Raw genomic sequence first — 19,591 nt, 5'->3', positions numbered from 1 at the left:
ATGAGCGTTGTCCGCCTGACCGCTGCGCAGGCCACGGTGCGTTGGCTGGCCGCGCAGCATGTGCGCGTGGATGGCGAGGAAGTGCCTTATTTCGCCGGGGTCTGGGCGATCTTCGGACATGGCAACGTCGCCGGGCTGGGCGAGGCGCTGCATGCCGCGCGCGACGTGCTGCCCACCTGGCGTGCGCACAACGAACAGGGCATGGCGCTGGCCGCCATCGCCTATGCCAAGCAGATGCGGCGGCAACGCGCGATGGTCTGCACCACCTCGATCGGCCCGGGCGCGACCAACCTGGTCACCGCCGCCGCGCTGGCGCACGTCAACCGGCTGCCGGTACTACTGTTGCCCGGCGATGTCTACGCCAGTCGCCGTCCCGATCCGGTGCTGCAGCAGCTCGAGGATTTCGGCGACGGCACCGCTTCGGTCAACGACTGCCTGCGGCCGGTGTCGCGCTACTTCGATCGCATCATGCGGCCCGAGCAGATCATGGATGCGCTGCCCAGGGCGCTGGCGACGATGCTGGACCCGGCGGGCTGCGGTCCGGCGACACTTGCACTGTGCCAGGACGTGCAGGCCGAGGCCTTCGACTATCCCGTGGCCTTCTTCGAGCGTCGCTTGTGGCACGAACGTCGCCAGCCTGCCGACGCGGATGAACTGACCGCGCTGGTCGACGCGATCGCCGCGGCGCAGCGGCCGTTGATCGTGGCCGGTGGCGGCGTGCGCTACAGCCAGGCCGAATCGGCGTTGGCGGCGCTGGCCGAAAGCACCGGCATTCCCGTCGCGGAAACCCAGGCCGGCAAGGGCGCGTTGCCCTGGCGGCATCCGCGCGCATTGGGATCGATCGGCGTTACCGGATCGAGCGCGGCCAACCTGGCGGCGCAGGAAGCCGACCTGGTGATCGGCATCGGCACGCGCCTGCAGGACTTCACCACCGGTTCGCGCAGCCTGTTCGCGGATCGCAAGCTGTTCCAGGTCAACGTGCAGGCCTTCGACGCCCACAAGCACGGCGCCCGGCCGGTGGTTGGCGACGCGCGCGTGGTGATCGAGGCGCTGGCCGCACGCTTGCAGGGCGCGTGCGTCACTGAGGATGTCATCGCCCGCGACCGGCATGCGATCGCCGCATGGCATGAGGCAGTGGACGCCGCGACCGCCGGCGAGCAGGTACAGGCATTGCCCAGCGACGCGCAGATGATCGGTGCGGTGCAGGCCGCGGTCGACGACGACGCCATCGTGGTCTGCGCCGCCGGCGGCCTGCCCGGCGAACTGCACAAGCTGTGGCGCACCTCCAGGTCCGGCGGCTATCACCTGGAATACGGTTATTCGTGCATGGGCTACGAGATCGCCGGCGGACTCGGCGTGAAGATGGCCGAGCCGCATCGCGAGGTCGTGGTGATGGTCGGCGACGGCAGTTACCTGATGATGAATTCGGAACTGGCCACGTCGGTGATGCTGGGCCACAAGCTGATCGTGGTGCTGCTGGACAACCGCGGCTTCGGTTGCATCCATCGCCTGCAGCAGGCCACCGGCAGTCCCGGCTTCAACAACCTGCTGGTCGACAGCCGCCACGACACGCTGCCGGCGATCGATTTCGCCGCGCACGCACGCAGCCTCGGCGCATTGTCCGAACACGTCGCCACGCTCGGCGAACTGTCCGCGGCGCTGGCGCGTGCGCGCGAAGCGGAGCGTTCGTATGTCGTGGTCGTCGATACCGATCCGATGAAAACCACCGAAGCCGGCGGCTGGTGGTGGGACGTCGCCGTCCCCGAAGTATCCGACCGCCCCGAAGTCAACGCCGCGCGCCGTGCCTATGAGGCCGGCGTGCGCATGAAGCGAGATCTGTCATGAGCGCTATCCGGTTCGGGGTCAGCCCGATTGCGTGGTCCAACGACGACATGCCCGAGCTGGGTGGCGACACGCCGCTGGACAGCATCCTGGCCGACATCCGCGATGTCGGTTTCGAAGGCGTCGAGCTGGGCGGCAGGTTTCCGCGCGATGCGGCCACGCTCGGGTTGCTGCTGGGCAGCTACGGCCTCGACCTGATCGGCGGCTGGTACAGCGGCGCGCTGCTGCTGCGCGACGCCGATGCCGAGATCGCCGCACTGCAGCCGCACCTGGCATTGCTCAAGGCGATGCGCAGCGAGGTGTTCGTGTTCGCCGAGACCAGCAACGCGATCCATGGCGACCGCACGCAGGCCATGACCGCGACGCCGAGCCTCGACGCCGGCGACTGGCCGCGCTTCGGCGAGCGCATGACCGCAGTGGCCGACTACGTGGAAAGCCAGGGCCTGAAGTTCGCCTATCACCATCACCTGGGCACGGTGGTCGAATCGCTGCACGACCTGGATGCCTTCCTCAGGCACACCGACGAATCGGTCGGGCTGACCCTGGACACCGGCCACGCCGCGCTGGGCGGGATCGATCCGTTGCTGGTGATCCGCAAGTTCCCGGAGCGCATCGCGCACGTGCACTGCAAGGACGTGCGCCGCGACACCTTTGCGCTTGCAAGGGAGAATGGATCGAGTTTCCTCGATGGCGTGCTGGCCGGCATGTTCACCGTGCCGGGCGATGGCAGCCTCGATTACGCCGCGATCATGCGCGCGCTGCAGGGCATCGACTATCACGGCTGGATCGTGATCGAGGCCGAGCAGGATCCGGCGATCGCCGATCCGCGCACCTACGCCGCGCTCGGCCTGGCCACGCTCAGGCGTGAGGCCGCGCAGGCCGGGCTGCAGTGATGGCCACGTTGCGCGTGCGCCCGCAGGCCGCCGGCGCCGACGGCACGGTGCTGGAGGTGACGCCCGCCAGTGCCGGCTGGCGGCATGTCGGATTCAGGATCGTGCGACTGGACGCGGGCCAGCAGTACGCCGGCGGCGAAGCCGGGCGCGAGGCCTGCCTGGTGATCGTGGCGGGCACTGCCGACGTCACCGTGGCCGGCGAAACCTTCGCCGCCCTGGGCGGGCGCGCGACACCGTTCGAGGATCGTGCGCCGGGCGCGGTCTACGTGCCCGCTGGCATGGCCTACGCCGTCGTCGCTCGCAGTTCCATCGAACTGGCGGTCTGCACGGCGCCGGGCAAGGGCGCCGGCCAGCCGCGCGTGATCGACGACGCCCACATGTCGCGCGAAACGCGCGGCAGCGGCACCAACACGCGCCATGTCCGCAACATCCTGCCCGAGAACGAACCCGCCGAGAGCCTGCTGGTGGTCGAGGTGATCACGCCGGGCGGCCACTGGTCCAGCTATCCGCCACACAAGCACGACACCGCCGCGCCGGAAGCGGAAACCGCGCTGGAGGAAACCTATTACCACCGCCTGAACCCACCGCAGGGTTTCGCCTTCCAGCGCGTCTATACCGACGACCGTTCGCTGGATGAAACCATCGCAGTCGAGGATGGCGACGTGGTGATGGTGCCGCGCGGTTACCACCCGGTCGGCGCACCGCACGGCTACGACCTGTACTACCTCAACGTCATGGCCGGACCGAACCGCCGCTGGATCTTCCGCAACGATCCGGCGCACGACTGGATCGTCCGCCAGAAACGCTGACGACACTCTGTTTTCTACTCCCTCGAGGAGCACGACATGCGCAACATCGAACACTTCATCGACGGCCATGGGGTCGTCGGGGCTTCCGGTCGCCACGGCGACGTCTTCGATCCGAACACGGGCCAGGTCCAGGCGCGGGTGTCGCTGGCCGCCGCCGGCGAACTCGATCGCGCGGTCGATAGCGCGGTCGCGGCGCAGGAGGTGTGGGCGCGGGTCAATCCGCAGCGCCGCGCACGGGTGATGTTCGAGTTCAAGCGGCTGCTGGAAGCGCACATGGACGAACTGGCGCAGTTGCTGTCCAGCGAACACGGCAAGGTCATCGCCGATGCCAGGGGCGACATCCAGCGCGGGCTGGAGGTGATCGAGTTTTCCTGCGGCATCCCGCACCTGCTGAAAGGCGAATACACCGAGGGCGCCGGGCCGGGCATCGATGTGTATTCGATGCGCCAGCCATTGGGTGTCGTCGCCGGCATCACGCCGTTCAACTTCCCGGCGATGATCCCTATGTGGATGTTCGGGCCGGCCATCGCCAGCGGCAACGCCTTCATCCTCAAGCCTTCCGAACGCGATCCCTCGGTGCCGGTGCGGCTGGCCGAACTGATGATCGAGGCCGGCCTGCCCGCCGGCGTGTTGAACGTCGTGCATGGCGACAAGGACATCGTCGAGGCCATCCTCAGGCATCCGGCGATCAAGGCGGTGAGCTTCGTCGGCTCCTCCGACATCGCGCAGTCGGTGCATGCGCTGGGCGCGGCGCACGGCAAGCGCGTGCAGGCGATGGGCGGCGCGAAGAACCATGCCATCGTGCTGCCCGATGCCGACCTCGACCAGACCGTCGCCGACCTGGTCGGCGCGGCCTATGGCTCCGCTGGCGAGCGCTGCATGGCGCTGCCGGTGGTGGTGCCGGTCGGCGACGACACCGCACTGGCACTACGCGAAAAACTGGTCGCGGCCATCCGTGGCCTGCGCGTCGGTGTCTCGACCGATCCGCAGGCGCATTACGGTCCGGTGATCAGCGCCGCGCACAAGGCCAGGATCGAGGATTACATCCGCATCGGCGTGGAAGAAGGCGCCGAACTGCTCGTCGATGGCCGCGGCTTCTCGCTGCCCGGCCACGAGCAGGGTTTCTTCCTGGCGCCGTGCCTGTTCGATCACGTCACCGCGGACATGCAGACCTATCGCGACGAAATCTTCGGGCCGGTGCTGCAGATCGTCCGCGCACAGACCTTCGAGGAAGCCGTTGCCCTGCCGTCGCAGCACCAGTACGGCAACGGCGTCGCGATCTTCACCCGCAATGGCGACGCCGCGCGCGAGTTCGCGGCGCGGGTCGAGGTCGGCATGGTCGGCATCAACGTGCCGATTCCGGTGCCGGTCGCGTACCACAGCTTCGGCGGCTGGAAGCGCTCGGGCTTTTCCGACCTGAACCAGTACGGCCTCGATGGCGTGCGCTTCTTCACCCGGACCAAGACCGTGACGCAACGTTGGCCCAGGGGCGGCGCGGTGACGGACCAGAGTTTCGTGCTGCCTTCGATGCGATGAGAAAACGGAGCGCTTCGATTCTTCGCACCGGACAGAGGTCGTGGCTGGAGCGACCTGGTCATGAACTTCGATAATGGAATATTTCTTCCATTTTAATACACAATGAAATAGGCTGTCCGAAACAGGCTCGCGCAACGACGCAGGTCCGATCGATTCCGGGGAGGAGAGATTCGTGGCGGCTGGTTTCCTGAGATTCTTCGCGACGGGCGTCGATCGCCCCGCGATCGACGATGCTGCGGCGATCGACGGCCTGTTCCGCAGGCACCGCCTGCGGGTCATGTTGGCGATCACCCTGGGTTACGGCCTGATCTACACCTGTCGACTGGCCCTGGGCGTGGTCAAGAAGCCGCTGATCGACGGCGGTGTCTTCTCGCCGACGGAGCTGGGGCTGATCGGTTCGGCGCTTTTCTATACCTATGCCATCGGCAAGCTGACCAACGGCTTCCTCGCCGACCACGCCAACATGAAGCGCTTCCTGGCCTTCGCGTTCCTGATGACCGCGTTGTGCAACCTGGCGATGGGTTTCACCACCACGCTGTGGATGGCGGTCGTGTTGTGGGGATTGAACGGCTGGTTCCAGAGTTTCGGTGCGCCAGGCGGCGTGGTCGCCATGACCAGCTGGTTCTCCAATCGCGAACGCGGCCGCGCCTACGGCGTGTGGAGTACCGCGCACTCCATCGGCGAGGGCCTGACCTTCCTCGTGGTCGGTGCGGCGGTCGCGGCGCTGGGCTGGCGTTGGGGATTCTGGGGGCCGGGCCTGATCGGCATCGCCACCGCGATCGGCTGCTACGTCCTGCTGCAGGATCGGCCACGCACGCTCGGATTGCCGACGGTCAACGACTGGAAGAACGACCACTACAGGGAGGCCGCCAAGCCGGGCGTCAAGACGGTGCTTGGCCTGCAGCTGTCGATCCTCAGGATCCCGGCGATCTGGGTGCTGTGCCTGGCCAGCGCCACCACCTACGTCACCCGTTACGCGATCAATTCGTGGGGCATCCTCTACCTGCAGGAAGCACGCGGCTTCTCGTTGCCCGCCGCCGGCACCCTGCTGATGATCAGCACCCTGGCCGGCATGGCCGGTGCGATCGGTTTCGGCTTCATCTCCGACAAGTTCTTCGCGGCACGGCGGCCACCGGTCAACCTGCTGTTCGCGCTGCTCGAGCTGGTCGGCCTGGGCCTGATCTTCTTCGGGCCGACCACGATGCCGACACTGGTGATCGGCATGCTGCTGTTCGGCATGGGCCTGACCGGCCTGGTCACGTCGCTGGGCGGCCTGTTCGCGGTGGACATCGCGCCCAAGCGCGTGGCCGGCGCGGCGATGGGCGTGATCGGCATCTTCAGCTACATCGGTGCGGCGATACAGGAGCAGGTGTCGGGCATCCTGATCGAGCGCGGCATGACGATGGCCGGCGATGTCCGCGTCTACGATTTCGGCCCGGCGATCTGGTTCTGGATCGGTTCGTCGGTGCTGTCCATGCTGCTCGCCGCCAGCCTGTGGCGTACGCGCTTGCGCGATTGAGGAAGACGACGTGCTTGAACCATCGAGTGAACTGAAGGCGATGATCGAGGCGGCGCAGGCCGCCGGCGAAGGCCTGCGCAAACACTTCGGCCAGCTGTCGGCACTGGGCGTGCGTTCGAAAAGCGGACCGGCCGACCTGGTGTCGATCGCCGACGAGGAAGCCGAGCGCACCACGCACGCGATCCTCGCCAGGGCGCGGCCCGGCTACGCTTTCCTCGGCGAGGAAGGTGGTGCGATCGATGGCGCCGACGCGGCCCGCGGCTGGATCGTCGATCCGCTGGACGGCACCACCAATTTCCTGTTCGGCTGCCCGTTGTGGGGAGTGAACATCGCGTTGGCCGACGACGGCGAGGTGATCGCCGGCGTCACCTATCTGCCGATGCTCGACGAGCTTTACGTCGCAGAGCGGGGCAGGGGCGCCTGGTGCAACGGGCGGCGGATCCGCGTGTCGACGCGCGCCACCCTGATCGAGGCCGTGCTTGCCTGCGGCATTCCTTTTGCCGGCAAGCCGGATCATCCGCTGTTCGCGCGCGAGATGACGCTGCTCAGCGGCCAGACCGCCGGGATCCGTCGCACCGGCGCCTGCTCCGTCGACATGGCCTGGACCGCCGCAGGTCGTTGGGATGCGTACTGGGAGCGCGCCTTGCAGGCCTGGGACATGGCACCGGGCGTCATCCTGGTGCGCGAAGCCGGCGGCATCGCCACGTCCGCCGCCGGCGCACCTCTGGACCTGCACGGCCAGAACGTCTGCATCTCCAACGGCGCGATCCATGAAGCGCTGCTGCAACGGCTCAACCTGGCGCTGGCCAGCACGGAGGCCTCATGAAACTCGATCGCCGCAGCTTCCTGGCCGCCGGTCTGCTGGGCTCGCTGTCGGCGTTGCTTCCGCGCGCGCTGGCGAAAGTGCTGGGCTATCCGCGCGCGCTGCAGGGTCCGATGATCGGTACGCCGGGACCTCGTCATTTCACCGTGTGGGTGCGCGCCAGCGGCGCGTTCGAGGTCCAGCTGGAATATTCCACCGACCGCGACTTCCGCAATGTGCTGGCTGGCTCGAGTGCGATGGCGAAAGCGGAGGAGGATTGCTGCGTCGTGCTGCGCGCCGAAGCATTGCAACCGGACACGACCTACTGGTATCGCCTCAAGTATGCCGGTGAGAGCGATCGCTACCAGTTCCTGCCGCACCAGACGAAAACCGCACCGGCCGGCGCCGCCGATTTCCGCATCGCGTTCGGTTCCTGCTGTCGCATCCAGTTCGATCCCGACCAGCGCATCTGGAACGCGGTGCGCCAGTTGCAGCCTGACATGTTCCTGTGGCTGGGCGACAACATCTATGCCGACAGCGACCAGCGCCAGGCACTGGTCGATCTGTACGGACGCGGCCGGGTCGTGGAGCGGCTGGAACCGCTGCTGCGCTCGACGCCGCAACTGGCGACCTGGGACGACCACGATTTCGGCTACAACGATTCCGATGGTCGCAATCCGATCAAGGCGGAATCGCTGCGGACCTTCCGGAATTTCTGGGCCAATCCGGGTTATGGCGAGTCCGGCAATCCGGGCGTGTATTTCAAGCAGCATTACGGCGGCGTGGATTTTTTCGTGCTCGACGGCCGCTACCATCGCGACGCCACCGACAAGATCGACAATGCCCACAAGACCATGCTCGGCGCCGCGCAGAAGGCCTGGCTCAAGCGCGAGCTCAAGGCCAGTCGCACGCCGTTCAAGGTGTTGGCCATCGGCGGCGGCTGGTCGGCGGCGGAGAACGAGGACGGCGGCGACTCGTGGGGTGTGTACCTGACCGAGCGCAACGAGATTTTCGATTTCATCCGCGACAACGACATCGGCGGCGTGGTCTGCATCTCCGGCGATTCGCACATGGGCGAACTGAACTGCATCCCGCGTTCGGAGCAGGGCGGTTACGACATCTACGATTTCTGTTCGTCGCCGCTGGCGCAGATGCCCGCCAGCAAGAACATACGACAGGCACCGGAAGTGCGCGTGCGCGACACCTGGACCCGTTCGGTCAATGTCGGGCTGATGCGTTTCGACATGACCGGCAAGACGCCGACCCTGACCTGCACCCTGCATGACGTGATGGGCGAGGCGGTGTGGGAACCGCTGGTGCTGACCCCGGACGACCTGAAGAATGGTGTGCGCAGCTGGGACAGCAAATCCGATCCGGACGAACTGCAGCGGCGCGAGCGCTTCCTCAAGGGCGGCGGCTACTACGGCCAGGACGTGCCGCAGGGCTGGCCGGATCGTCCGTATTACGACGGGACGTCGGACTGAAACAGCCGCGCCTGCCCGTCACAAGAAGGGACGAGGGCGGGTCGATACCGCAAGCGCATGCGGCGGGTCGATGCCTCCGTCAACGATCGCCACCGGTATCCCGGCGGAAGCTCAGGCCGAAGTAGCCGGGCGTGGTGCGCTCGCGTCGTTCGATTTCCGCGACAGGATAAGTCGAGCGTGGTCCATCGTATTTTTCGCGTGTTTCGACGAAATCGCGGCCGAACAGGTCGGTCGCTTCGGCGCGCACGCGCCAGTGGCTGCCGATACGGCGTTCGACGAACAGCGTCCAGCTGGCGCCTTCCGACTCACGCGCGATTTCGTCGAAGCGGTATTTCGTTTCGCGCTCGGCGATGTGGCCGACCTCCAGTCCCCAGTGCATGCGCAACGCGGGCAGATCCTGGGTCAGGACGATCTCGCCCTCGACCGGCTTCTCCTCGGAGATCGCGCGCTGCTCGCCGGTGACCGGATCGGTCACACGACTGGTGCGCCACAGCAGCGACGAACGGATCCGCGCGCCGCTGAAGCCGAACCGGTCCAGCGGCACGGCCAGGTCCAGCGCCAGGGTGTCGCGGCGTCCGTCGCCGATGTTGCCCGGCGCATCGAAGACATCGTCGCCGGCGACGACCAGCACGCGGTCGACCACATCGCTGATCCGATCGTGCGTGTAGCTCAGCGTGACTGCCGCATCGGTCCAGAAGTGATGTTCCCACGCCGCCGTCGTTCGCCAGGTCTTGTCGGGTTGAAGTTGCGCGTTGCCGGCCGTCACCACGCCGGTGTCCAACGAGGCGGAGGCGACGAAATCGGCGAAGTCGAGTTGTCCGACCTCGCGTGAAATCGACAGGCGCAGCTGGTTGCGGTCGTTGCCGTCCCAACGCAATGCCACGCGCGGCTTGGGGTAGGTGAACCTGCGTTGCAACGGGCTGTCGCCGGTCTGCGTCAGGGCGGAGTTCTCGACGCGCAGACCGGCCTCAAGCAGCCAGTCCGCGGCCGGCTGCCATGTGGCCGCCAGCGCAGCCTCGACCCGCTGCTCCTCGATGCGCACCTCCGAGCCCGGCAGGAACACGGGTACATTGTCGTGCAGCAGTCGCGCGCTGCTTTCCAGGAAGTTGAACGCCGTTTCCAGCGAGGCGCCGAGCGACAACGCATCGGAATGGACATGAGTCAGCTCGATGCGGCCGATGGTCTCGCCGGTCCCGGTATTCTCGGAGAAGGTTTCGGTTTCGCCTTCCTCGCGCGACAGTTCCCGGTTGTCCAGCCAACCGCGTTGTCGGGTCGCCATCAGTTCCAGGGTCGATTGCTCGCCCAATGGGCGCTCATAGCGCGTTCCGACCTCGGCCTCGCGAAGATCCTCGCGCTCGTTGACGGTTTCGCCGCCGCTACCGGCGACCGTCGCTGCGATATCGGTGTCGGCCTGTACCTGCTCGCCGCGCACGGCCGCGCTGAGGACCATTTGCCCTCCCGCCAGCGGCTGGCGCCAGTGGCCGCCGGCTTCCGTCTCGTGCTTGATGGTGCGCGCGTCCAGCGGATTCTCGGCGACGAGTGCGGTATCGGGCACGGTCGTGCGGATCGTGCCGCGCCCGCTATCGTCGTCCAGTTCCGGGACGTGCTTGATGGCCAGGTCGAGCACGCGCTCATCGCGGCGATGGCTGTATTCCAGCTGTTCCTGCGGCGCCATCCAGCCATCGGTGGCTGCGATCAGGCCGACTTCCACCGCGGCCGCGGTGGTGGTCGCGCGGATGCGCACGACATTGGCCAGCAGTGCGTGGCCGGCCATGTCCACGCCGGTCGCGCCGCTGCGGATCAGTTCGACGCGGGCAACGGCGGACGCCGGAATACGCTTGAGCAGTTGACCGATGTCCTCGCGCTTGCTGGACGGGCGCGCGCCATCGATGAGCACGTTGCCGCGCGCACCGGCATAGCCGCGTACGTCCGTATCCGCCTCGGCGATGACGAAGCCGGGCAGGCGGATCAGCATGTCGTAGGCGTTAGCCGGATTCGTATCGGCAAAATGTTCGGCATCGAAGACGCTGATGCCTGGTCCGGCATCCATGGTCGGCGATTGCTGCGCAGGACTAGGCAGCGTCGTCATGGCCAATGCCGCGGCGACCGCGATCGATAGCAAGGAACTGGCACGGGCACCGCTGCGCATGGTGTCGGATTCCGGGAGCGTCGTCGCAGGCTAGAAGCCCCGTGCTGACATTGGCGCCGCTTCCTTCGTCAGCGTAATGTCAGCGCTGCTGTCGCAGCATCGGCGCCATGACCCGGACCCGTCCCTACCGACTCGCCACCGTTGTCCTGCTGCTCGGCACTGTGTCGTCGATGCCGCTCGTGCCGCCTGCGCGGGCAGGCGACGACCATGACCACGTCGAAGCGCGCGCTTTGCTGGAACGCGGCGAGATACTGCCGCTGGGTCGCATCCTGCCGATCGCGCAGAAGCGCGTGCCGGGTGATGTCATCGAGGTCGAACTCGATCACGGCAAGCATGGCTGGGAATACGAGGTGAAGGTACTTACCGCCACCGGCCGCGTACGCGAGGTCAAGTTGAACGCCGCTACCGGCACGATCCGCAAGGTGGAGGACGACTGATGCGCTGCCTGGTCGTCGAGGACGATCCCGACATCCAGGCCGACCTGCGGCGTGCACTCGAGGCGTCTGGTTTCGTGGTCGATGTCGCTGGCGATGGCGAGCGTGCCTGGTATCTCGGCGACGTGGAAAACTACGATGCCGCCGTGCTCGATCTCGGCCTGCCGCGGCTGGATGGCTTGTCGGTGCTGCGCCGCTGGCGTGCGGCAGGCCGCGCGTTTCCCGTGATCGTGGTTTCGGCGCGTGGCGACTGGACAGAGAAGGTCGAAGGCATCGAGGCGGGTGCCGACGACTACATCGCCAAACCCTTCCAGATGGGCGAACTGATCGCACGCGTGCGTGGCCTGATGCGGCGCGGTGCCGGGCGGTTGTCCAACGTCGTCACAGTCGGCCGCCTCCGGCTCGACACCACGCGCATGACCGCCGATGTCGACGGCGCGCCGGCACGATTGTCGCCGCTGGAATTCCGACTGCTCGATTACCTGTCGCACCAGCCCGGTCGAGCCGTGTCGGCCGGTGAACTGGCCGAGCATCTGTATGGCGTCGTCGAGGACGGAGACGCCAACGCCATCGAGGCGATCGTCGCGCGCCTGCGACGCAAGTTCGGCGCCGACATCATCGTCACGCGCAAGGGCTTCGGCTATCTGCTGGAGCCCGTCGCGTGATCGCCGGTTCGCTACGCTGGCGGCTGCTGCTGGGCGCGGCGGTGACGATCCTGGCGGCGTTGATCGTCGCCTGGATGTTCATGACCGTGCTGTTCGAACGGCATCTGGAGCGACGCCAGGAGGCCGAACTGATCCGTGACGGCCTGCGCCTGGCGTCGGCACTGTCGCTGACCGCGGATGGCCAGCCTGTGGTTGCCGCGCAACCGATGGATCCGCGTTTGCAGAAACCGGCGGGCGGGTACTACTGGCAGGTATCGACGCGCGCGGGCGTCGTGCGTTCGCGCTCGCTGTGGGATGCACTGTTGCCGGCGCCGGTCGATCCATCGGCCGACGACTGGCGCATGCGCCGCGTGGATGGCCCGTTCCAGCAGCCGGTCTCGATCGTCGAGCGGGTCCTGAAACTGGATGCTGGCGGCGTGCCGGTGCTGGTGCAGCTCGCGCTCGATACGCGGCCCCTGGCTACGGCGCGCGCCGAATTCGGCCGCGAACTCGCGGTCTTCCTCGCCGCGTTGTGGCTGGTGCTGTCTGCGGCGGCGTGGTTGCAGGTCAAGCTGGGATTGCGGCCGCTGGAAAGCATTCGCGGCGATCTTGCGGCGATGCGCGACAGCGCCAGCACGCGCCTGTCGGCATCGAACCTGCGCGAAATCCAGCCGTTGACCGATGCCATCAACCGGCTGGCCGATGCCCGCGAGCATGATCTTGAACATGCGCGCCGCCGCGCCGCCGACCTCGCGCACGGACTCAAGACACCGCTGGCGGCGATGGCCGCGCAGAGCCGGCGCGCTCGCGACGAAGGCGCGGTCAAGGCAGCCGATGGCATGGATCGCAGCATCGCCGCGGCGCGTGCCACGATCGAGGCCGAACTGGCCCGTGTGCGCATCGCCGCCATCGGCCGGACACCCGGCGCGCCGGCGCAGGTCCGTGCCACGGTCGAGCGCCTGATCACCGTGCTCGAACATACCGACAAGGGCGGCCAACTGGCGTTCGCCATCGACATCCCGGCGAACCTGCAGCTGGCTGTGCAGCAGGAAGACCTCTCCGAAATGCTGGGTGCGGTACTGGACAACGCCGTGAAATACGCACGGCGCCAGATCCATGTCGGCGCCGCGGCCGGCCCCGAATGGACCTGCCTGACGGTCGAGGACGACGGCCCCGGCATCAGTACCGACCGCGCCATCGATGCGCTGATGCGCGGCGGGCGGCTCGACGAAGCCGGCACCGGCACCGGCCTGGGACTCGCGATCGCGCGCGAACTGGTGGAAGCAACGGGGGGATCGATCGACCTGGACCAGGCGGCGCTCGGCGGACTCAGGGTCCGCTTCTTCTGGGGACTGAAGCAGAAGACCTGAGCGTTCTCGAACCCGTCATGCGGCCGCTCATGCACCCGCGCGGCGAAAACCGCCAGAATGTGCCGATATGGCCCCGAACCAGCCCGCAGTCACCGCACGCGAAGCCGCCTACGCGGACTCCGTACGCCTGTCCGTCGCCCCGATGATGGACTGGACTGAAACCCACTGTCGCGTGTTCCATCGCACGCTGGCGCCGCATGCGCGGTTGTATACCGAGATGGTGCATGCCAATGCGGTGATCCATGGCGATCGCGATCGCCTGCTGGCGATGGATCCGGTCGAGCATCCGGTGGCGTTGCAGCTCGGTGGTAGTGAGCCGACGCTGCTGGCGAAGGCAGCGCGGATTGGCGCCGACCACGGCTTCGACGAGATCAATCTCAACTGCGGTTGTCCGTCCGACCGGGTCCAGGCGGGGCGCTTCGGCGCCTGCCTCATGCGCGAGCCGGCGCTGGTCGCCGACAGCGTTGCGGCGATGATCGCCGCCTGCCGCGTTCCGGTGACGGTGAAGTGCCGGCTCGGTGTCGACGACGACCATGACTATGGCAAGTTCCTCGCCTTCGTCGATGCGATCGCCGCCGCCGGTTGCCGCACCTTCGTCGTACATGCGCGCAACGCCTGGCTGAAAGGATTGTCGCCGAAGGAGAACCGCGAGGTACCACCGCTGCGTTACGACTGGGCCCACGCACTCAAGCGCGAGCGTCCGGCCCTGACCGTGATCGTCAACGGCGGCATCGCCACGCTGGAGGAAGCCACCGCGCATCTCGACCATGCCGACGGCGCGATGCTCGGCCGTGCCGCCTATCACGATCCCTACCTGCTGCATCGGCTCGATGTCGCCTGGTACGACGGAGCGCCGTTCGATGGACAGCCGCGCACGCGCGCCGAGCTGCTGCGCTCGATGCGGCCGTATGTCGAGGCGCAACTCGCGCGCGGCGTCGCGCTCAAGCACATCACCCGCCACATCCTCGGCCTGTTCCATGGACAGCCCGGTGGACGGGCGTTCCGGCAGATCCTCAGCGAGGGTGCGCACCGGCCCGGCGCCGACTGGGCGCTGATCGAGCAGGCGCTGTCGGCTACCGCCGCGCAGGCGCGGATCGCCGCGTGATGGTCGCCGAAGCGAGCCGGAAAACATGATCACGCGTGACATCGCCGCCTTCCTCGAGCGCGCACGTGATTGCGCGCTGGACTTCGGGCCGGCGACGGCCAAGGCGGCGTTCCTGGTCGCGCCCGATGGCTTCGCCCGCGCCGAGCAGTCGGCCGGCGACAACCGCTACATGGCCGATGCGACGGCGTTCGACGCCGGCTGCGCGATGGCCGAGCATCACGAACTGCATCGGGCCCTGTCCAGCTGCGTGCCGACCGTGTGTTTTCCAGGTGATCCGGATGCGCCGGACGCGCTGTTCCCCAACAACGTGTTCGCGACCGTGCCCGGCCGGCTGATCGTCGGCCGCATGCGCCATCCGGTGCGGCAGCGCGAGGCCGCACGCAGCGACATCCGCGGCTGGTTCCGCGACGTGCTCGGCTACGCGGAAACCGACCTCTCGCAACAACCGCATCCCTGTGAATTGACCGGTGCGCTGGTGATCGATCGTGCTCGCGGACTCGGCTTCTGCGGCCTGTCGGAACGCTGCGACGAGGCCGGCGCGAGGCTGATGCACGAGGCGTTCGGCCTGCGCGCGACCTTGCTGTTCGATCTGGCGCCGGGCGAGTACCACAGCAATGTCGTGCTGGCGGTGCTGGCCGGCCGCGCCGCGCTGGTCTGTGCCGACGGTTTCGACGATCCAGCCGCTGCCGAGGCGATCGCCAGCCTGTACGCGCCGCACGTGTTGCGTCTGTCGGCTGCGCAAAAGGCGGCTTTCGCCGGTAACGCCATCACCCTGTCGGCCGGCACCGTGTGGATGAGCGCCGCGGCCGAGGCGGCCTTGGCGCCAGCCGATCGTGCAGTGCTGGTCGAAGCCGGTTTCGTGCCGCGCAGCGTTGCCCTGCGGGCGATCGAGGCCGCTGGCGGCTCGCTGCGGTGCTGTGTCGCGGAGCTGTTTTGAGTCCGTTCGGGCGCGCGGGACTGAACCCCACCCCGCCGTGGTTGCAAAAGTTAAGGACGGATTCACTGCCCGCTTTCGAGAATCACTGCCTGTCTTGGCCGTCCGGCCCTTTCCCCCTTGTCCAGGATTGACTGCGAGATCGCGATGTCGCTGCCGTACCGTCCCCTGCTGTTGGCCCTGTTCGTCCTCCTGGGCGGCGCGACCGGGCTTGCCTCGGCGCAGGCCGTGCCGCAGAAGGATCGCGGGTACGAGAAGGACAGCAGCCACGACGAGCGCCACCGCCGCCGTTCGGCGCTGTCCGATTCGGTGCGCAGGATCGAACGCGAAACCCGCGGCCAGGTGCTCAGCGCCGAACGTCTCCAGTACGATGGTCGCGAGCTCAATCGCGTCAAGGTGGTCGACGGCAACGGCCGTGTCCGCGTCTATGTCGACGACCCGGCAAAGCGTGGCCGCGGCGACGATGCGCGTACACGCCGCGATGACGAAGGCGAGCCCAATCTCTGATCCGCGCTTTTCGTATTCCGGCTTGCAGCCGGCCATTCTTTATCCTGGAGTTCGCTGATGAGAATCCTGCTCGTCGAAGACGAAGCCCCGTTGCGCGAAACCCTGGCTGCGCGCCTGAAGCGCGAAGGTTATGCGGTGGATGCCGCGCAGGATGGCGAGGAGGGCCTGTACATGGGCCGCGAGGTGCCGTTCGACGTCGGCATCATCGACCTCGGCCTGCCGAAGATGTCGGGCATGGAACTGATCAAGGCGCTGCGCGATGAGGGCAAGCAGTTTCCGGTACTGATCCTCACTGCGCGTTCGAGCTGGCAGGACAAGGTCGACGGCCTCAAGAACGGCGCCGACGACTACCTGGTCAAGCCGTTCCATGTCGAGGAACTGCTGGCGCGCATCAATGCGCTGGTGCGCCGCGCCGCCGGCTGGAGCAAGCCGACCCTGGAGTGCGGGCCGGTCACGCTGGACCTGGCCGCGCAGACGGTCAGCGTCAACGGCAGCAACGTCGACCTGACCAGCTACGAGTACAAGGTGCTCGAATACCTGATGATGCATGCCGGCGAACTGGTGTCCAAGGCCGACCTCACCGAGCACATCTACCAGCAGGATTTCGATCGCGACTCCAACGTGCTCGAAGTCTTCATCGGCCGGCTGCGCAAGAAGCTGGATCCCGATGGCGCGCTGAAGCCGATCGAGACCGTGCGTGGCCGCGGCTATCGCTTCGCGATCGCGCGCACCAACGAAGGCTGAGTACGCGATCGCCCGTGCTGTTCCGGCCGTGCGCCGCGCGTGGGCGTTGCACGGAAGGATGCCGGGCATGGTTGCCGGCCTCGGCACCGCTCGTGCACGCTGTCGGCCGGTGACGATGCTGCCTGCCCGCGTTTCGAGACACGCCCGTGGCTGAGGTCTGGCGACCGCGTTCGCTCGCCACACGCCAGCTGCTGGCCGCCAGCCTCGGCCTGATCGCGTTCCTGGCGCTGGCCGGTTACGCGCTGGATCGTGCCTTCGTCGACACCGCCGAAAGCAACCTGCGCCAGCGCCTGGAGAGCTTCACGCTGGCCTACGCTGCCGACACCGATTTCGACATCGCCGGCGGCATCATCCCGCCGGACATCCCGCCGGATCCGCGCTTCGACCGGCCCGGCAGCGGCCTGTATGCCGAAATCGTGCTGGTCGATGCGCCGTCGTGGACCTCGATGTCCGCGCAGGGGCCGCGCCTGCCGGAATCCGCCATGCTGACGCCGGGCGAAACCAGCTTCGAAGGCCCGCTGCCGATCGTGCAGATCAATGGCGAGCCGAGCATGGTCTATCGCTATGGCAAGGGCTTCGTCTGGCCGGAGCGTTCGACCGCGGCCGAATTCCCGTACACGATCCACGTGATGGAAGACACGCGCCAGCTGCAGGCGCAGATCACCGTGTTCCGGCGCGCGCTGTGGGGTTACCTGAGCATCGGCGGCGCGGTGCTGCTGCTGTTGCAGCTGGTCGTGCTGCGCTGGAGCCTGTGGCCATTGCGGCGCGTGATCGCCGAACTCAAGCGCGTGCAACGCGGCCTCGCCACGCGCATGAGCGAGCGCCATCCGCGCGAACTCGAACCGCTGACCGACAGCATCAACGCCTTCATCGAAAGCGAGCGCGAGAACCTGGATCGCCAGCGCAATACGCTCGCCGACCTGGCGCACAGCCTGAAAACGCCGCTGGCGGTACTGCGCACGCGCCTGGACGATGGCGCGCCGGAAGCCGAATTGCGCGAGGAAGTCGACATCCAGCTGCGGCGCATGAACAGTCTGGTGTCGTACCAGTTGGCGCGGGCGGCTTCGAGCGGACATACGCTGTTCGCCGCGCCGATCGAGATCGAATCGCATGCCGAGCAGATCGTGCGCGGGCTGGAAAAGATCTATTCCAGCAAGGGCGTCATCTGCGAGTTCGACATCGAGCCGCAGGCGCGCTTCCATGGCGAGCCGGGCGACCTGCAGGAACTGCTCGGCAACCTGCTGGAGAACGCTTTCAAGTGGGCGGACAAGCGCGTACTGCTGACCGCGCATCGCGGTCCGGCGACCACCAACCGCCGTCCCGGGCTGCTGTTGGCAGTGGACGACGACGGTCCCGGCATTCCACCGGAACGCGTCGCGCAACTGCTGCAACGTGGCGTGCGCGGCGACGAACGCGTGCAGGGCCATGGCATTGGCCTGTCGATCGTGCAGGACATCGTGCACGGCTATCGCGGCGAACTGGAAGTCGGCGCATCGCGCGAACTGGGCGGCGCACGTTTCGAGATCAAGCTGCCGCCGGGGCTTTGAAGCCGTGAGTCGTGATTGGTTATTAGTGATTGGTGATTGGTGAAAGCAAGGGCGCCATTCGCCCTGGCTGGTGCTTCGAATCACGAATCACCAATGACGGATACAAACGGCGACGGTCCGTAGAACTTGGACAGGTGCGTGGCGACCGCCGGCATCGCCGTACGTAGTACTTCCGGCGCCGAGAAGTGGTATTCGCTGGCGACGGCGAAGAATTCTTCCGGTGCTTCGGCGGCGTAGTCGTCGATGGCGGTCTGCTGGCCGGCATCGACCTGTACGCACAACGCGTCGTAGGCCGCCTGGAAATCGTGCGCCCATTGCCGCTGCCAGTCGCGCGGCAGCGGTGGGGTGCCATCGAGCAGGCCGTCCAGGGCATCGAGCTTGTGTGCCATCTCGTGCGCGGCCACGCAGAAGCCGGCGTCGGGTTCTGCGAGATCGGACTGCACATCGGCCCAGGACAGGACCACCGGGCCCGCCTCCCAGGCCTCGCCGATCAGTTCGTCGTGCCATTCGTGCATGACGCCGGCCGCATCGATGTGGCTGCGGTTGACCCGGAAAGCATCGGGATACACCAGCAGCTGCGACCATCCATGCAGGCCTTCGCTGCCGAATTCCAGCAGCGGCAGGCAACACAAGGCGGCGAGCAGGGTGCGTTGGCTGCCATCTAGCGCCAGCCCGGCGAGCGGTGTGATCGCCTTTTGCTGCAGGAAACGCGCGCTCAGTGCGCGCAGGCGGGTGTCGCGTTCTTCATCCAGCGCGCGTATCCAGGGAACGGACTTGCGCACTTCGTCCCAGATGGTCGCGTCGATGTCGGGCGGCGCAGGCCGCAGGCGTTGCAGGAGTTTGCGCACGCGTCGGCGGAGAACCGCCGATCAGCGGAACATGCCGGGCAGGAAACTGTGCCAGCGCGGGCCCTGGGTGCGCACGGAAGCTTCGCCACCGCCGCCTTGGGTAGCGGCGCTCGGCTTGACCGGCTTGCGTACCGGTGTTGGTGCGGGTGCCGTGGTCGCAGTGGCCTTGGGCGCCGTCGTTTCCTCGACTTCCGGACAGGTGCCGGTTTCACCGTTCGGGCTGAGCATGGACATGTCACGCGCGGACGCGCCTGCGCAAGCGCAGACGAGCAGCAGGGCGAGGCAGAGTCTAACCATGACGGTGGTTTCCAGTGAGAGCGCCAACCAGCCGCCGGAACGGCCAATCGCAACGCGGACTATACCTTGGATGCCGTCACGGTGCAGAAGGTTGCATGTTGCAACGCAACATCTTTCGAGAGCTGTT

The 19,591-nt window shown here is 67.1% G+C and carries 18 protein-coding genes; 15 read left to right on the top strand and 3 right to left on the bottom strand.

Features of this window, described 5'->3' with window-relative positions:
* The 7 genes from iolD (at position 1) to IP90_RS10815 (ending at position 8,885) form a co-directional block, all read left to right on the top strand.
* A complete protein-coding gene (iolD, locus tag IP90_RS10845; RefSeq protein WP_144899635.1) occupies positions 1-1,845 on the top strand; it encodes a 3D-(3,5/4)-trihydroxycyclohexane-1,2-dione acylhydrolase (decyclizing) in 1,845 nt (614 codons plus the stop codon).
* Positions 1,842-2,735, top strand: coding sequence for a myo-inosose-2 dehydratase (gene iolE / locus IP90_RS10840; RefSeq protein ID WP_144899634.1), 894 nt, complete (start codon positions 1,842-1,844; stop codon positions 2,733-2,735). The genes iolD and iolE overlap by 4 nt, the downstream gene beginning before the upstream one ends.
* Complete coding sequence (gene iolB / locus IP90_RS10835) at positions 2,735-3,544, top strand: 5-deoxy-glucuronate isomerase (RefSeq protein ID WP_144899633.1); 810 nt, start codon at positions 2,735-2,737, stop codon at positions 3,542-3,544. The genes iolE and iolB overlap by 1 nt, the downstream gene beginning before the upstream one ends.
* A gap of 36 nt (positions 3,545-3,580) precedes the next feature.
* On the top strand, positions 3,581-5,080 hold the full coding sequence (locus IP90_RS10830) for a CoA-acylating methylmalonate-semialdehyde dehydrogenase (RefSeq protein WP_144899632.1): 1,500 nt from the start codon (positions 3,581-3,583) through the stop codon (positions 5,078-5,080).
* Positions 5,081-5,252: 172 nt separating this feature from the next.
* Complete coding sequence (locus tag IP90_RS10825) at positions 5,253-6,599, top strand: MFS transporter (protein ID WP_199753452.1); 1,347 nt, start codon at positions 5,253-5,255, stop codon at positions 6,597-6,599.
* Between the two features lie 10 nt (positions 6,600-6,609).
* Positions 6,610-7,425, top strand: coding sequence for an inositol monophosphatase family protein (locus tag IP90_RS10820; protein ID WP_144899631.1), 816 nt, complete (start codon positions 6,610-6,612; stop codon positions 7,423-7,425).
* Positions 7,422-8,885, top strand: coding sequence for an alkaline phosphatase D family protein (locus IP90_RS10815; protein WP_144899630.1), 1,464 nt, complete (start codon positions 7,422-7,424; stop codon positions 8,883-8,885). The genes IP90_RS10820 and IP90_RS10815 overlap by 4 nt, the downstream gene beginning before the upstream one ends.
* A gap of 79 nt (positions 8,886-8,964) precedes the next feature.
* On the opposite strand, the gene IP90_RS10810 is transcribed toward IP90_RS10815, so the two are convergent.
* Positions 8,965-11,034, bottom strand: coding sequence for a TonB-dependent receptor plug domain-containing protein (locus IP90_RS10810; RefSeq protein ID WP_144899629.1), 2,070 nt, complete (start codon positions 11,032-11,034; stop codon positions 8,965-8,967).
* A 107-nt stretch (positions 11,035-11,141) separates the two neighbouring features.
* Between IP90_RS10810 and IP90_RS10805 the strand changes: the two genes are divergently transcribed.
* The 8 genes from IP90_RS10805 to IP90_RS10770 all read left to right on the top strand — a co-directional run bounded on the left by IP90_RS10805 (position 11,142) and on the right by IP90_RS10770 (position 18,319).
* The gene (locus IP90_RS10805; RefSeq protein WP_144899628.1) at positions 11,142-11,471 is read left to right on the top strand and encodes a PepSY domain-containing protein; all 330 of its coding nucleotides are present in this window, start codon (positions 11,142-11,144) and stop codon (positions 11,469-11,471) included.
* A complete protein-coding gene (locus IP90_RS10800) occupies positions 11,471-12,133 on the top strand; it encodes a response regulator transcription factor (protein ID WP_144899627.1) in 663 nt (220 codons plus the stop codon). Before IP90_RS10805 ends, IP90_RS10800 begins: the two co-directional genes overlap by 1 nt.
* The gene (locus IP90_RS10795; protein WP_242007553.1) at positions 12,130-13,482 is read left to right on the top strand and encodes a sensor histidine kinase; all 1,353 of its coding nucleotides are present in this window, start codon (positions 12,130-12,132) and stop codon (positions 13,480-13,482) included. Before IP90_RS10800 ends, IP90_RS10795 begins: the two co-directional genes overlap by 4 nt.
* A 67-nt stretch (positions 13,483-13,549) precedes the next feature.
* Positions 13,550-14,587 (top strand): tRNA dihydrouridine(20/20a) synthase DusA, encoded by a 1,038-nt coding sequence (gene dusA, locus IP90_RS10790; protein WP_144899626.1) that lies wholly within the window; start codon positions 13,550-13,552, stop codon positions 14,585-14,587.
* A 25-nt stretch (positions 14,588-14,612) separates the two neighbouring features.
* Positions 14,613-15,524: an arginine deiminase-related protein gene (locus tag IP90_RS10785; RefSeq protein ID WP_144899625.1), complete on the top strand. Its 912-nt coding sequence runs from the start codon at positions 14,613-14,615 to the stop codon at positions 15,522-15,524.
* Positions 15,525-15,641: 117 nt separating this feature from the next.
* Complete coding sequence (locus IP90_RS10780; RefSeq protein ID WP_144899624.1) at positions 15,642-16,028, top strand: hypothetical protein; 387 nt, start codon at positions 15,642-15,644, stop codon at positions 16,026-16,028.
* Between the two features lie 57 nt (positions 16,029-16,085).
* Positions 16,086-16,772, top strand: coding sequence for a response regulator transcription factor (locus IP90_RS10775; protein WP_144899623.1), 687 nt, complete (start codon positions 16,086-16,088; stop codon positions 16,770-16,772).
* A 146-nt stretch (positions 16,773-16,918) separates the two neighbouring features.
* A complete protein-coding gene (locus IP90_RS10770) occupies positions 16,919-18,319 on the top strand; it encodes an ATP-binding protein (protein WP_242007552.1) in 1,401 nt (466 codons plus the stop codon).
* Between the two features lie 80 nt (positions 18,320-18,399).
* Here the strand turns inward: IP90_RS10770 and IP90_RS10765 are convergent, their stop codons facing one another.
* Positions 18,400-19,167 (bottom strand): M90 family metallopeptidase, encoded by a 768-nt coding sequence (locus tag IP90_RS10765; RefSeq protein ID WP_242007551.1) that lies wholly within the window; start codon positions 19,165-19,167, stop codon positions 18,400-18,402.
* A 21-nt stretch (positions 19,168-19,188) separates the two neighbouring features.
* Positions 19,189-19,401 carry a hypothetical protein gene (locus tag IP90_RS10760; RefSeq protein WP_144899622.1) on the bottom strand — a complete coding sequence of 71 codons (213 nt, stop codon included), beginning with the start codon at positions 19,399-19,401 and terminating at the stop codon, positions 19,189-19,191.
* Positions 19,402-19,591 lie beyond the last annotated feature (190 nt).

This window comes from Luteimonas cucumeris, from assembly GCF_007830035.1.
In the GTDB taxonomy this organism is placed as follows: Bacteria; Pseudomonadota; Gammaproteobacteria; order Xanthomonadales; family Xanthomonadaceae; genus Luteimonas_C; species Luteimonas_C cucumeris.
Note: the sequence above shows the minus strand (reverse complement) of the source record. Positions and strands in the feature narration are given on the sequence as shown.